Origin of the sequence: Nitratireductor sp. GZWM139 (assembly GCF_030068685.1) — a bacterium.
Lineage (GTDB): Bacteria > Pseudomonadota > Alphaproteobacteria > Rhizobiales > Rhizobiaceae > Nitratireductor > Nitratireductor aquimarinus.
The window spans coordinates 1-14,034 of the sequence record NZ_JAMQML010000017.1 but is presented as its reverse complement, the minus strand read 5'-3'; the positions used below and the strand labels follow the sequence as shown (position 1 = coordinate 14,034).

The following is a 14,034-nucleotide window of genomic DNA, read 5'->3' as shown; positions in this document are numbered from 1 at the left end:
ATAGCCGAAAACCGGTTTCCACTTTTCGGTCCGATGCTCCAGAAGGCGCGCCGTGCAGACCAATTTCACCCCTGAGCAGCTTTCCGATCCGCATGTCGCGGAGGCGGAATCGATTCTGCGCAAATGCGTGCATTGCGGCTTCTGCACGGCCACCTGCCCGACCTATGTCACGCTCGGCAACGAGCTCGACAGTCCGCGCGGGCGCATCTACCTGATCAAGGACATGCTGGAAAATGGCCGGGCGGCCGACAAAGAGATCGTCACCCATGTCGACCGCTGCCTTTCGTGCCTTGCATGCATGACCACCTGCCCTTCGGGCGTGAACTACATGCATCTGGTGGATCACGCCCGGACGCATATCGAAAAGACCTATCGCCGGCCTTTGCTCGACCGGCTGACCCGCTCCCTTCTGGCGCAGATCCTGCCCTATCCCGCACGCTTCCGCGCGGCGCTGAAGCTCGCCCGCGTCGGGCGTCCCTTTGCGGGCCTCTTTCGCAGGCTTCCGGGCATGAAGCCTGTCGCGGCCATGCTCGATCTGGCTCCGGGAAGCCTGCCGCAGGCAAAAGACGAGCACGTGACCGTCTCGGGAGAGAAGCGTGGCCGCATCGCACTTCTGACCGGCTGCGCGCAATCCGTGCTTGATCCGGGCATCAATGCGGCAACGGCCCGGCTGCTCGCACGCCTCGGCGTCGAGACGGTGCAGAACCCCGAAGGCGAAGGCTGCTGCGGCGCGCTGGTGCACCATATGGGCAAGGAAGACGCGGCGCTTGAAGCGGCGCGGCGCAATGTCGACGCATGGATGCGCGAGATCGAAGGCGGCGGGCTTGATGCGATCGTCATCACCGCGTCCGGCTGCGGCACCACCGTCAAGGATTACGGCCACATGCTGCGGCTTGATCCGGACTATGCTGACAAGGCAGCCCGCGTGGCCGCACTTGCCATGGACATCACCGAATATCTTGCAACGCTCGACCTGCCGGAGCCGATGATCGCGCCCGGCATCACGGTCGCCTATCATTCCGCCTGCTCCATGCAGCACGGGCAAAAAATTACCCGCCAGCCGCGCGAACTCCTGCGCAATGCCGGCTTTGTGGTGCACGAGCCGCGCGAGGGGCATCTGTGCTGCGGTTCGGCGGGCACCTACAACATTCTCCAGCCGGAGATCGCCGCGAAACTGCGTGACCGCAAGGTCTCGAACATCGAGGCCACCGGCGCGTCCGTGATCGCCACCGGCAATATCGGCTGCATGACCCAGATCGGCTCCGGCACCGACACGCCCATCGCGCATACGGTGGAGCTTCTGGACTGGGCCTATGGCGGCCCGAAACCGGCCGGCATTCGCGATGTCAGCGCGCCAGCAGCAGAGACAGGGGCAATGACTGCCGCTGAATGAGAAAAGGGCGATGCTCCCCCAAGCACCGCCCTTCTCCATGAGCCCGGCAGTCCCCTTGCCAGGCGTCCCCCATTCCTGAGGAGCATCGGAGCAATCCGATGCTCTGCCGGTCAGATAACCACCACTTTGGCGCCGACCGGAATGCTCTCGTAAAGCTCGATCACATCCTCATTGCGCATGCGGATGCAGCCGGATGAAACGGCGCGGCCGATGGTCCACGGCGCGTTGGTGCCGTGAATGCGGTAAAGCGTCGATCCGAGATAGAGCGCGCGCGCGCCCAGCGGGTTGGCCGGTCCGCCCTTCATATGCGCTGGCAGGATGCGCCCCTTCGCCCGCTCACGGGCGATCATTTCGGCAGGCGGCCGCCAGTCCGGCCACTGACGCTTCTGGGAAACGGTTTCCGTTCCCGTCCAGCCAAAGCCTTCCTTGCCCACGCCGACGCCATAGCGCTTCGCCTTCCCGCCCTTCATGACGAGATAGAGAAAGCGCTGCTTGGTATCGACCACGATCGTGCCCGGCGCCTGACTGGTGCGATAGTCGACGATCTGGGGCAGCCATTTCGGATCGCTCATGCGCCAGGCGCGCTCGCTGGCCCGCGGCGTGTAGGCGACCTGCTGCCCGGGAGCCGCCTGTACGCTGGGCGCGGGCACGACGACACGCTGCCGGTTCGCCTGATAATCGCGGCGGGCATTGGAGCGGCGCGGCGTGTTGCGCGCACGCTGATAGGTCCGATACTCCTGTGCCTGATGTGAGCGCTGGGCGGTCTGAACAGGTGCGCGACGCAACTGCATGACCCAGGGCGCGGAAAGATCAGGACTGACGAGAACCGGCGGCGGCTCCACATAACGGTCCTGGGCATGCGCCCCCCAGGAAAACAGCAGCGCGACAGCAATGCCTGCCGCAGACATCATCGACTTCATGACAAGTTTCTCTCTACCATTCGTCTTTGACTAACGTATCCACATCGTTTGCAGGAAACGGGTGGCGGCGATGAGCAAGCACAACCTAGGCGCTTGTTCGTGTCAGGATGCTGACTCCAAGCAGCAACCGAATGGTGAATCCAGGTCCGTAAAATGCCATGTTTCGTGAAAACCATTTGGCGTGGTTACCGGCACGTTCAGAATGCTGGTGAACTTTGCGTTAAACCGGGCTGATTTCACATTAACCAAAGGATTTCGAGGCAGATGAGCGAAGAGAAGACGGGATTGATCCAGAGCGCCGACGGCAAGACCCGCTGCTTCTGGCCAGGCGAACTGCCCGACTATCTGGAGTATCACGACCGCGAATGGGGTCGTCCCGTGAGCAACGACCACCGCCTGTTCGAAAAGATCTGCCTCGAAGGTTTCCAGTCCGGCCTGTCCTGGCTGACCATCCTGCGCAAACGCGAGAATTTTCGTGAAGCCTTCGACGGGTTCGACTTCGAGCGCGTTGCCCGCTTTACGGAAAAGGATGTGGAACGGCTTCTGGGCAATGCCGGCATTGTGCGCCACGGCGGCAAGATCCGCTCCACCATCAACAATGCGCAGCGCGCCATTGAAGTGTGCGAGAAGGAAGGTTCGCTCGCCCGTTATTTCTGGAGCTTTGAGCCGCAGCCGGATGAACGCCCCGACCTCGTCGACTACAAGACGCTCATCGCCAATCCCAAGACCGAGATCTCGACGCGGATTTCCAAAGATCTCAAGAAAAGAGGCTGGTCCTTTGTCGGCCCGACCACGGTCTACGCCTTCATGCAGGCGATGGGGCTCGTCAACGATCACATAGAGGGCTGCGCCTGCCGCGCAGAGGTGGAAAAGGAGCGGCAGGCCTTCCGCAGGCCCGTCTGAAGCGCGATCCCTGCCTGCCAGCCTCCGATAAAGACGGGCGAGCGCAAAAATTGTGTCGCTCAGCCCGATCGAAAATCTTGACTCACCAGCAGGCGCTTACTATCTCAAAGCCGCGTTAGCACTCTCCAAGAGGGAGTGCTGATGACGTGTCCGGCACCCGCCGGACGGAGGAAAAGCCTAATTCATCATCCGAATCAAGGGTTCAGAGAACATGGCCAACACGAACTTTCGCCCGCTTCATGACCGTGTGGTCGTCCGCCGGGTAGAGTCTGAAGAAAAGACCGCAGGTGGCATCATCATCCCGGACACCGCCAAGGAAAAGCCGCAGGAAGGCGAGATCGTCGCTGTCGGTTCCGGTGCGCGTGACGAGGCTGGCAAGCTGGTCGCGCTGGACGTCAAGGCAGGCGACCGCGTCCTGTTCGGCAAGTGGTCCGGCACCGAAGTGAAGCTCAATGGCGAGGATCTCCTGATCATGAAGGAATCCGACATCATGGGCATCATCGGCTAACCCACGCCACCAGATCGAAACGGTAACAGAGTTTCTCCAGAAGCTCAGGAGCTAGAGAAATATGGCTGCAAAAGAAGTAAAGTTCGCCCGCGACGCGCGTGAGCGCATGCTCAAGGGCGTGAACATCCTCGCCGACGCTGTGAAGGTGACCCTCGGCCCGAAAGGCCGCAACGTTGTCATCGACAAGTCCTTCGGCGCACCGCGCATCACCAAGGACGGCGTGACGGTTGCCAAGGAAATCGAGCTTGAGGACAAGTTCGAGAACATGGGCGCACAGATGGTGCGCGAAGTCGCTTCCAAGACCAACGACATCGCTGGTGACGGCACGACGACCGCTACGGTTCTCGCTCAGGCAATCGTTCAGGAAGGCGCCAAGGCAGTTGCCGCCGGCATGAACCCGATGGACCTGAAGCGCGGTATCGACAAGGCCGTTGCCGAAGTCGTCGAGTACCTCTCTTCCTCCACGAAGAAGATCAACACCTCCGGTGAAGTTGCCCAGGTCGGCACCATCTCCGCAAACGGTGAAGCAGAGATCGGCGAGATGATCGCCGAGGCCATGCAGAAGGTCGGCAACGAGGGTGTCATCACCGTCGAAGAAGCCAAGACCGCCGAGACCGAGCTTGAAGTGGTCGAGGGCATGCAGTTCGACCGCGGCTACCTCTCCCCGTACTTCGTTACGAACCCGGAGAAGATGATTGCCGAGCTCGAGGATGCATACATCCTGCTCCACGAGAAGAAGCTCTCCAACCTGCAGGCCATGCTGCCGGTTCTGGAATCGGTCGTTCAGTCGTCCAAGCCGCTCATCATCATTGCTGAAGACGTGGAAGGCGAGGCTCTGGCCACGCTCGTCGTCAACAAGCTGCGCGGCGGCCTGAAGATCGCTGCTGTGAAGGCTCCGGGCTTCGGCGACCGCCGCAAGGCCATGCTCGAGGACATCGCGATCCTCACCGGCGGCCAGGTCATCTCCGAAGACCTCGGCATCAAGCTTGAGAACGTCACGCTCGACATGCTCGGCCGCGCGAAGAAGGTTGCGATCTCCAAGGAGAACACGACCATCGTTGACGGTGCAGGTCAGAAGGCTGAGATCGAAGGCCGCGTTGCCCAGATCAAGGCACAGATCGAAGAGACCTCTTCCGATTACGACCGCGAGAAGCTGCAGGAACGCCTTGCGAAGCTCGCAGGCGGCGTTGCCGTGATCCGCGTCGGCGGCTCGACCGAGGTCGAGGTGAAGGAGCGCAAGGACCGCGTCGACGACGCGCTCAACGCGACCCGCGCTGCAGTCGAGGAAGGCATCGTCCCCGGTGGCGGCACCGCGCTTCTGCGTGCATCCGCTCAGATCAAGGCGAAGGGTGACAACCCGGACCAGGACGCTGGCATCAACATCGTGCGCCGCGCCGTTCAGGCTCCGGTTCGCCAGATTGCTGCCAACGCAGGCGCCGAGTCCTCCATCGTTGCCGGCAAGATCCTCGAGAACGAGGGTGTTACCTTCGGCTACAACGCCCAGACCGGTGAGTATGGCGACATGATCGCCATGGGCATCGTCGACCCGATGAAGGTTGTCCGCACCGCGCTGCAGGACGCCGCTTCGGTTGCCGGCCTGCTCGTCACCACCGAGGCCATGGTTGCCGAGCTGCCCAAGAAGGACGCTCCGGCAATGCCCGGCGGCGACATGGGCGGCATGGGCGGTATGGGCGGCATGGGCTTCTAAGCCAGTCGCACATCGCTACGATAAAAGAGGGCGCTCCTTTCGGGGCGCCCTTCTTTGTTTGGGACAGTCTTTTTGGGGTGTGCTCAGGGCACCGCCGCCAAAAGCACGAAACAGGCGAAGATCACCAGATGCACCGCCCCCTGCATGATCGTCGTGCGGCCCGTGGCGAGCGTCAGTGTTCCGACGAAGAGCGTCAGAACCAGAAGCACGATGTGCTCGGGCTCAAGCCCCAGCGTGATCGGCTTGCCCAGAAACATCGACATGACGGCGATGGTGGGGATCGACAGGCCCACACTGGCGATGGCCGAACCGGTGGCGACATTGAGACTGGTCTGAAGACGGTTTGAGGCTGCCGCGCGCAGCGCCGTCACCCCTTCGGGCAGCAGCACCAGAACGGCGATGATCAGGCCGACAAACGCCTCTGCCAGACCGAGCCCCCGCACGCCCTGCTCCAGCGGGTGCGCCAGCGCCTCTGCAAGCACGATCACCATCAGCAGGGAAAGCGCGAGCATGATGCCGGCGGCGGCTGTCTGCCGCCCCGTGGGACGGCTGTGCATCACCTCGTCCACCACGGCAATGTCGACAAAGTCGCCCCGGTGCCGGACCGTCTGCACGAACAGGAAGACGCCGTAAAGCACCAGAGAGACGACCGTGACGAAGGCGAGCTGCACGGTCGAGTAATACGGCCCCTTCACCGCCAGCGTGAAATCGGGCAGGATCAGCGTCAGCGTGGCCAGCGTGCCAACGACGCTGAACGCGGCAACCGCGCCCTGGCTCTGGAAGGACTGCTCGTGATGGCGCAGCCCGCCGATGAGCAGGCACAGCCCCACCACGCCGTTGAGCACGGTTATCACCGTGGCGAACACCGTGTCGCGCGCCACCGTGCTGTCACCCTCCGAGGGCGAAAGCATCATCGAAATGATGAGCGACGCCTCGATGACGGTCACTGCCACGGCCAGAACGACGGAGCCGAAGGGCTGACCGAGACGCAGCGACAGGATCTCTGCGAAATGGACGGATGAGAAAACGGTCGCGATCAGCAGAACGGCTGCCGGAAGGATGAAGTAAAAGCCGCTCTCGCCGATCAGGTGAAAATGTGCCGCAGCCGCCAGAAGGGCGGCAGCCACGGGAGGTCCGGCGGTTCGCCAGAACCGGGAATGATGCTGGTCTTTCAAAACGTCGTCCCCAAGCAACTCATTATGAAACAAAACGAAATTCCGCCTCGCCGGGCGAGACCTTATGGCGCGTGATAATTCATCGCCGGAAAGAAGAGCAATGGACAGTTTGTCAAAATGGCGGTCGATAGCGCACGGCCTGACCGCCAGCCCATTGCCAAATCCCCTCGCCCGCGCCATTAAACGGCAGCACTTTTCGGGCAGAGCCGGATCAGCACCGCTGCCCCCTTCCCGACGCGCGAATTGACAATGGAGCACGATCGCATGTCCAAGACCCGTACCGAGACAGATACATTCGGCCCGCTTGAGGTCGCCGCCGACCGCTATTGGGGCGCGCAGACGCAGCGGTCGCTGGGCAACTTCAAGATCGGCACCGAGAAAATGCCGGTGCCGCTCGTGCATGCGCTCGGCATCGTCAAGCAGGCAGCCGCCGAAGCCAACATCGAAAACGGCAAGCTCGACCCCAAGCTGGGCGAAGCCATGGTTCAGGCAGCCCGCGAAGTGGTCGAGGGCAAGCTCGATGATCATTTTCCGCTGTCCGTCTGGCAGACCGGTTCCGGCACCCAGTCCAACATGAACACCAATGAGGTGATCTCCAACCGCGCCATCGAGATCCTGGGCGGCGAGATGGGCTCCAAGAAGCCTGTCCACCCCAATGATCACGTCAATATGGGTCAGTCTTCCAACGACACCTTCCCCACCGCCATGCACATTGCGGCGGGCCGTGAGGCAGCGGAGAAGCTTCTGCCGGCGCTGCAGTATCTGACCGAAGCGCTCGATGAGAAGGCCAAGGCCTTTGACGGTATCGTCAAGATCGGCCGCACCCACACCCAGGACGCCACCCCGCTGACGCTGGGCCAGGAGTTCTCGGGCTATGTGGCGGCGCTGAAATACGGCGCGCGCCGGATCGAGGAGAGCCTCGCCGACGTCTACGCGCTGGCGCAGGGCGGCACTGCCGTCGGCACCGGCCTCAACGCGCCCGTCGGCTTCGACAAGGCGTTTGCCGAGAAGGTCGCCAAGATCACCGGCCTGCCCTTCCGCACCGCCGGGAACAAGTTCGAGGCGCTGGCAAGCCATGGCGCGCTGAACGCTTTCCACGGCATGCTGAACGCGCTGGCAGCCGATCTCTTCAAGATCGCCAACGACATCCGCTTCCTGGGCTCCGGCCCGCGTTCGGGCCTTGGCGAACTGAAGCTGCCGGAAAACGAGCCCGGCTCCTCCATCATGCCCGGCAAGGTGAACCCGACGCAGGCCGAGGCGCTGACCATGGTTGCGACGCAGGTGATGGGCAACCAGACCACCGTCAGCATCGCCGCAAGCCAGGGCCATTTCGAGCTCAACGTGTTCAAGCCGGTCGTGGCCAATGCCGTTCTGCAGTCGATCCGCATTCTCACCGACGCCATGCAGTCCTTCGCAGACAATTGCGTGAAGGGCATCGAGGCCGACGAGACCCGCATTGACGACCTGATGCAGCGTTCGCTCATGCTGGTCACCGCGCTGGCTCCGGCCATCGGTTATGACAATGCGGCGGCAATCGCCAAGTCGGCCCACAAGCACGGCACCACGCTGCGCGAGGAAGCGCTCAAGAGCGGCCTCGTTTCCGAGGACGACTATGAGCGTCTCGTGCGCCCGGAACTGATGATCGCGCCGGCCTGATCGCCGCCGATCGCTTAAGCTCTCTCACCGGCCTGAAAACAAAGCATTTTCGGGCCGGTGATCCGCAATGAGATCACGGCGTTCGCTCTCATTGTCGTCTGTTTTGAGAACACAGCGTCACCACTGGGGCAGTTTTTCTACACAATCGCGTCGCGTATATCAGCGTCAACGCATCGTTTGAAAAACATGGAACCCCAGCAATGTCCCAGAACGCAATCATCCTCATCGGCCGTATCCTGATTTCGGTCATCTTCATCATGTCCGGCTTCGGCAAGATCACCGATATCGGCGGCACCGCCGGTTATTTCGGCGCGGTCGGCCTGCCGCTGCCCGTCGTCACCGCCTGGCTCGTCGCCCTTCTCGAACTCGTTGGCGGCCTCGCCATTCTGGTCGGCTTTCAGGCCCGCATCGCCGCCCTCCTTCTGGCGGTCTTCTCCATTGCTTCCGGTCTGGTCGCGCATTTCGACTTCTCCGACCAGATGCAGACCATCATGTTCATGAAGAACCTCTCCATGGCCGGTGGCCTGCTTCTTCTGACCGCTTTCGGCTCCGGCGCTCTGTCGCTGGAACGCGCCAGGGCCTGAACCGGCTACAATCCGCATCTCAGGGAGCCCGCTTTCGAGCGGGCTCTTTTGTTTTTGCCGTTATCCCGGTCTCTTCACGGTTCGGTGAGACCGGCGCGAGATCATCTCAAAAGGCAGTGAGACTGTGTATCTTGCGTTGCACAGACCGGTCTCAACACGCATGTACGGCCATACGCCGCACAAAATGCGTAAGCCCCGCGGAGATCGAAAGATGACGGTGATGCAGACGACAGCGAATGACAGGAACGAGAAACCAAAGCGCTCCCTGCTGAAGCGCCTGGCTCCGCTGTTTGTCGTGGCCGGCGGTCTTCTGGCCGGCTACGCGCTGGGACTGCACGAATATCTCTCGCTCACCTTCCTTTCGGAGAGCCGTGACGTTCTGCGCGGTTTCGTGGCGCAGAACCCGGTTCTGGCCCCGCTCGGCTTTGCCGTTCTCTATGCGCTTGCCGTCGCCTTCTCCTTTCCCGCCGCGTCCATTCTGACCCTCTTTGCGGGTTTTCTCTTCGGCTGGCTTCTGGGCGGGGCGCTGGTTGCGGTTGCCGCCACGATTGGCGCGTCCGCCGTGTTCCTCGCCGCGCGCGGCGCGCTCTCCGGCGTTCTCGCGCAAAAGATCGGCGGGCGCGTCTCGCGCATGGCAAGGGGGTTTGAGGACGACGCCTTCAATTATCTTCTGGTGCTGCGGCTCGCGCCGATTTTTCCCTTCTGGGTGGTGAATATCGCGCCTGCATTGTTCAACGTCTCGTTGCGCACCTATGCAACGGCAACGTTTCTGGGCATTCTGCCGGGCACCTTCGCCTATGCCTATCTGGGCCACGGACTGGACAGCGTTCTGGTCGCCGCAGCTGAAGCCGGGCGGGAAGTGACGCCCGGCGATCTGGTAACGCCGCAGCTCACCCTCGCCTTTGGCGCACTGGCGCTGGTCGCCGCGATCCCGGTCGTGGTGAAGAAACTGCGCCGCTCGCCCGACGCCTGACTGCCCTGAACAAGCAAGAGACTGCCCGAATGACCCTCCTCACTCCCGATATCTGCGTCATTGGCGCCGGCTCCGGTGGCCTGAGCGTTGCAGCAGCCGCTGCCGCCTTCGGCGTGCCGGTCGTGCTGATCGAGCGCGGCAAGATGGGCGGCGACTGTCTCAACTATGGCTGCGTGCCCTCCAAGGCGCTGATCGCCGCGGGAAAACAGGCCCATCTGATGGGCAATGGCGCGGCCTTTGGCATCGCGCCGGCCGAGGCGGAGGTGAATTTCCGTCAGGTGATGCAGCATGTGGAGGCGACCATCGCCGCCATTGCGCCAAACGATTCCGTCGAGCGCTTCACCGCGCTCGGCGTTCAGGTGATCCAGGAAGAGGCGCGCTTCAAGGACGCCCGCACGGTCACCGCCGGCGATTACGAGATCCGCGCCCGGCGCTTCGTGATCGCGACGGGCTCGTCGCCGCTCGTCCCGCCAATCCCCGGTCTGGAGGATGTGCCCTTCCTCACCAATGAAACGATCTTCTCGCAAACCCGCAAACCATCCCACCTGATCATCATTGGCGGCGGCCCCATCGGCATGGAGCTGGCGCAGGCGCACAGGCGTCTGGGCTGCAAGGTGACGGTGGTGGAAGCGCTTTCCGCCCTCGGCAAGGACGACCCGGAGCTCACGGCCTTCGCGCTCGCCAGGATACGCGAAGAAGGCGTGACCGTGCTGGAACACACCAAGGTCACGCAGGTGAGCAAGCGCGGCCGCACGGGCGTGCGCGTTCACATCGAAGACGCCGATGGCGCGCGCACCGTTGATGGCTCACACCTGCTGATCGCCGCCGGACGCACGCCCAACATCGAGGCGCTCGACCTCGACAGGGCCGGCATCACGCATGACCGGCGCGGCATCACGGTTTCCGACAAGCTGCGCACGAAGAACCGCCGGGTCTACGCCATTGGCGATGTGGCGGGCGGGCTGCAGTTCACCCATGTGGCCGGCTATCATGCGGGTCTGGTGGTGCGCGCCCTGCTGTTTCGCCTCAATGCGCGCGAGAACCGGACCATCATCCCCTGGGCGACCTATACGGACCCCGAGATCGCCCATGTGGGACTGAGCGAAGAGGAAGCGCGCAAGCACCACCGCAGGATCAGCATTCTGCGCTGGCCCTATTCGGAAAATGACCGCGCCCAGACGGAGCGCAAGACCGAAGGCCTGATCAAGCTTGTCACCGACCGCAAGGGCCGCATTCTCGGCGCGTCGATTGCCGGGGCCAATGCGAGCGAGATGATCAGTTTCTGGGCGCTCGCCATCTCGCAAAAGCTCGGCGTGCGCGATGTAGCGGGCTATATCGCCCCCTACCCGACCATGACCGAGATTGGCAAACGCGCGGCGATCACGTATTTCACAGAGACGACACGCAAGCCTCTGGTGCGCGCTCTGGTGCGGTTTCTGCGTCGGTTCGGCTGATCAGCCTTGAGAGCGCCCACGACCAACAAAGCCGCATCCGGCCCGGAGAGACGCTGAGCGATGGCAGAGAAAATGGCGGGCGATACCGGCGAAAAGCCGCGCGAGACCGACACGGTGCCGCTGACGCGCGGCCTCTCCACCAAGCTTCTGGTTCTCACCATCCTTTTCGTGATGATCGCCGAAGTGCTGATCTTCATCCCTTCGGTCGCCAATTTCGGCATGCAGTGGATGATGCAGCGGCTCGAGAACGCGGCCTCCGTGAGCATCATCCTGATGGAAGGCGAAGACGAAAAACTCGCCCCGCCCATCCGCGACGAGCTGTTGATGGCCACCGGCGTGAAAGCCATCGCCGTGCGTGATGCGGATGTCTCCCGCATTCTCGTCGTGACCGACATGCCGCCCATGGTGGACGAACATATCGACCTTGACGCCATCACGCCGACGGCCGCCATCGCACAGACCTTCTCGACACTTTTCTTCGGCGGCGACCGTGTATTCCGCATCTACGGAACCGTGGGCGACACGGGCAAAATCTTCGAGATCCTGATACCCGATGCGGGCTTGCGCGACGCCATGCTCACCTATGCGCGCAATGTGGCGTTTCTATCGCTGATCATCTCGCTCTTCACGGCCACACTGGTCTTCTACGCCATCAACCGGATCATGATCCGCCCGATCCGCGCGATGACGCAGTCCATGCTCTCCTTCGCCGCAACGCCGGACGATCCGCGTCGCGTCATCTCGCCGGAAGAACGCGGCGACGAGATCGGCGTTGCAGAACGCGAGCTGGCGCGCATGCAGTCGGCGCTTCAAAAAACGCTGGGCGAACAGAAGCGGCTTGCCGATCTGGGACTGGCCGTCTCCAAGATCAACCACGACATGCGCAACATGCTGGCCTCGGCCCATCTGATGTCTGACAGGCTGAGCACGGTGGACGATCCGGCGGTGAAGATGCTGACGCCGCGCCTGCTGCGCACGCTCGACCGCGCCGTGATCTACACGGAAGGCGTTCTCAACTATGGCCGCACGCAGGAAGCCCCGCCGACCCGCCGCCGTCTGCGGCTGCATGCGCTGGTGGACGAAGTGCAGAGCGTGCTGCCGCTCGAAACCGATGACCGAATCGAATTTGTGAATGCGGTGCCGGAGGATTTCGAGATCAACGCCGATTCGGAACATCTCTTCCGCGTGCTGGCGAATCTTTGCCGCAACGCCATTCAGGCGATGGCGGGCGACAGCGAACCATCCGTCATCAAGCGCCTGACGGTCGCTGCCGACCGGGAGGACCACACGGCGCGAATCCATGTGACCGACACCGGCCCCGGCCTGCCGCAAAAAGCACGCGAAAACCTGTTTGCGCCCTTCCGCGGCTCCGCAAAAAGCGGGGGAACCGGGCTTGGCCTGGCAATTGCACAGGAATTGGTTCGGGCGCATGGCGGCGCGCTGGAGCTTGTGGAAAGTACTGGCGGACATACGGTTTTCGCGATCAGCATCCCCGATCAGCCGCGTCTGGGCTGACCTTAAATGACGCTAATTGGACAAGCTGTGCAGATATCCAGAAAATTCCTTCGATAGCGCTTGCAATTCTACGCCGCACTCGCTAGTTAACCGCGGTCGGCGGCAGCGAACACTGCTTCGACAGTCGCCAAGGCGGCACGCGCCCGTAGCTCAGCTGGATAGAGCACCAGACTACGAATCTGGGGGTCAGAGGTTCGAATCCTTTCGGGCGCGCCATTATTTTCAATGACTTAGCAGCACTTTCGTCCTGACTGTTGATATTGCCGTCACAATGGCGTCACAGTGAGGCAACGTTGGCGTCCATACGAAAGAGAAATGGAAAGTGGCAAGCTCAGGTCCGCCGGAAGGGCAACAGAGCTAAATCGAAAACGTTCGCGACCAAACGTGAGGCATTGGCCTGGACACGGAAGATCGAGTTAGAACTCGAAAGTGCGCCGGAGACGGTGCCTGATCATGTCGTCTTCCCATTTCTCCATGAATTATTAGATCGCTATCTACGTGAAGTAACTCCGAGAAAGCGTGGAGCATCTGTTGAGTCCTACCGTATTCGAAAGCTTCAACGGCACCCCATTGCGAGCATGCGTGCCGATCTGGTGGGCCCAAGTGCCATTGCTGAGTATCGCGATGATCGGTTGAATAGCGTTTCTGGCGAGACTGTCAGACAGGATATTGTCCTCCTCAGTCAGGTGTTCGAAACCGCACGCAGAGAATGGCAGTTGTCACTTCCAGCAAATCCAACTGCTGATGTGCGGAAGCCGCCTCCGGCAAGACCGCGCGCTCGTCGCATTTCTGACGCCGAACTGCACTGCCTTCTAACTACCGCACAAAGCTTGCGAAACCCGCTCATAGTCGCAATCATCCGTTTTGCGCTAGCCACGGGAATGCGTCGTGGAGAGATTCTTCGGGTGCGTTGGATCGACATTGATTGGCATCAACGCACGCTGAACATACCCCTGACGAAAAATGGACACTCCCGGGTCATTCCACTGACACAAGCCGCAGTGGAAATCCTGCAGGATAGGCGAGACGGGCATAGAAGAACTGAGCTGGTCTTTCCCGTTTCAGCGAACGCGTTCAAGCTGGCGTGGCAACGTCTTAGGCATAAGGCTGGCGTGCGCGACCTGCGTTTCCACGACTTCCGGCACGAAGCTATCTCGCGCTTCTTTGAAGTTGGTCTTTCTCTACCCGAAGTGGCGCTCATTGAAGTGGTCCCACTTTTTCGGACAGTTCTGCAGCTTTGCTAAG

The 14,034-nt window shown here is 61.9% G+C and carries 12 protein-coding genes and 1 tRNA gene; 11 read left to right on the top strand and 2 right to left on the bottom strand.

Annotation, left to right across the window (positions count from 1 at the left end):
• The first annotated feature begins 52 nt into the window (after positions 1-52).
• A complete protein-coding gene (glcF, locus tag NDI72_RS18250) occupies positions 53-1,393 on the top strand; it encodes a glycolate oxidase subunit GlcF (RefSeq protein WP_283801306.1) in 1,341 nt (446 codons plus the stop codon).
• 110 nt (positions 1,394-1,503) lie between these two features.
• On the opposite strand, the gene NDI72_RS18245 is transcribed toward glcF, so the two are convergent.
• A complete protein-coding gene (locus tag NDI72_RS18245) occupies positions 1,504-2,313 on the bottom strand; it encodes a L,D-transpeptidase (RefSeq protein WP_113154280.1) in 810 nt (269 codons plus the stop codon).
• 264 nt (positions 2,314-2,577) lie between these two features.
• Here NDI72_RS18245 and NDI72_RS18240 point away from each other — a divergent pair, with 264 nt between their 5' ends.
• The 3 genes from NDI72_RS18240 (at position 2,578) to groL (ending at position 5,432) form a co-directional block, all read left to right on the top strand.
• The gene (locus tag NDI72_RS18240) at positions 2,578-3,216 is read left to right on the top strand and encodes a DNA-3-methyladenine glycosylase I (protein WP_206544679.1); all 639 of its coding nucleotides are present in this window, start codon (positions 2,578-2,580) and stop codon (positions 3,214-3,216) included.
• 211 nt (positions 3,217-3,427) lie between these two features.
• On the top strand, positions 3,428-3,724 hold the full coding sequence (gene groES, locus NDI72_RS18235; RefSeq protein WP_113154278.1) for a co-chaperone GroES: 297 nt from the start codon (positions 3,428-3,430) through the stop codon (positions 3,722-3,724).
• A gap of 61 nt (positions 3,725-3,785) precedes the next feature.
• Positions 3,786-5,432, top strand: coding sequence for a chaperonin GroEL (groL, locus tag NDI72_RS18230; RefSeq protein WP_206544678.1), 1,647 nt, complete (start codon positions 3,786-3,788; stop codon positions 5,430-5,432).
• Positions 5,433-5,515: 83 nt separating this feature from the next.
• Here groL and NDI72_RS18225 read toward each other — a convergent pair whose 3' ends face one another.
• Positions 5,516-6,559 carry a calcium:cation antiporter gene (locus tag NDI72_RS18225; RefSeq protein ID WP_222473814.1) on the bottom strand — a complete coding sequence of 348 codons (1,044 nt, stop codon included), beginning with the start codon at positions 6,557-6,559 and terminating at the stop codon, positions 5,516-5,518.
• 312 nt (positions 6,560-6,871) lie between these two features.
• On the opposite strand from NDI72_RS18225, the gene fumC reads away from it, so the two are divergent.
• The 7 genes from fumC (at position 6,872) to NDI72_RS18190 (ending at position 14,033) form a co-directional block, all read left to right on the top strand.
• On the top strand, positions 6,872-8,263 hold the full coding sequence (fumC, locus tag NDI72_RS18220) for a class II fumarate hydratase (protein WP_113156183.1): 1,392 nt from the start codon (positions 6,872-6,874) through the stop codon (positions 8,261-8,263).
• 200 nt (positions 8,264-8,463) lie between these two features.
• Positions 8,464-8,847, top strand: coding sequence for a DoxX family protein (locus tag NDI72_RS18215; RefSeq protein WP_113154275.1), 384 nt, complete (start codon positions 8,464-8,466; stop codon positions 8,845-8,847).
• A gap of 211 nt (positions 8,848-9,058) precedes the next feature.
• Positions 9,059-9,820, top strand: a complete 762-nt coding sequence (locus tag NDI72_RS18210; RefSeq protein ID WP_283801303.1) for a TVP38/TMEM64 family protein — start codon at positions 9,059-9,061, stop codon at positions 9,818-9,820.
• Positions 9,821-9,849: 29 nt separating this feature from the next.
• Positions 9,850-11,274: a dihydrolipoyl dehydrogenase family protein gene (locus NDI72_RS18205; RefSeq protein ID WP_283801302.1), complete on the top strand. Its 1,425-nt coding sequence runs from the start codon at positions 9,850-9,852 to the stop codon at positions 11,272-11,274.
• 60 nt (positions 11,275-11,334) lie between these two features.
• The gene (locus NDI72_RS18200) at positions 11,335-12,789 is read left to right on the top strand and encodes a sensor histidine kinase (protein ID WP_113154272.1); all 1,455 of its coding nucleotides are present in this window, start codon (positions 11,335-11,337) and stop codon (positions 12,787-12,789) included.
• A 139-nt stretch (positions 12,790-12,928) separates the two neighbouring features.
• Positions 12,929-13,005 (top strand) — tRNA-Arg (locus NDI72_RS18195).
• 77 nt (positions 13,006-13,082) lie between these two features.
• The gene (locus NDI72_RS18190) at positions 13,083-14,033 is read left to right on the top strand and encodes a site-specific integrase (protein ID WP_283801301.1); all 951 of its coding nucleotides are present in this window, start codon (positions 13,083-13,085) and stop codon (positions 14,031-14,033) included.
• Position 14,034 lies beyond the last annotated feature (1 nt).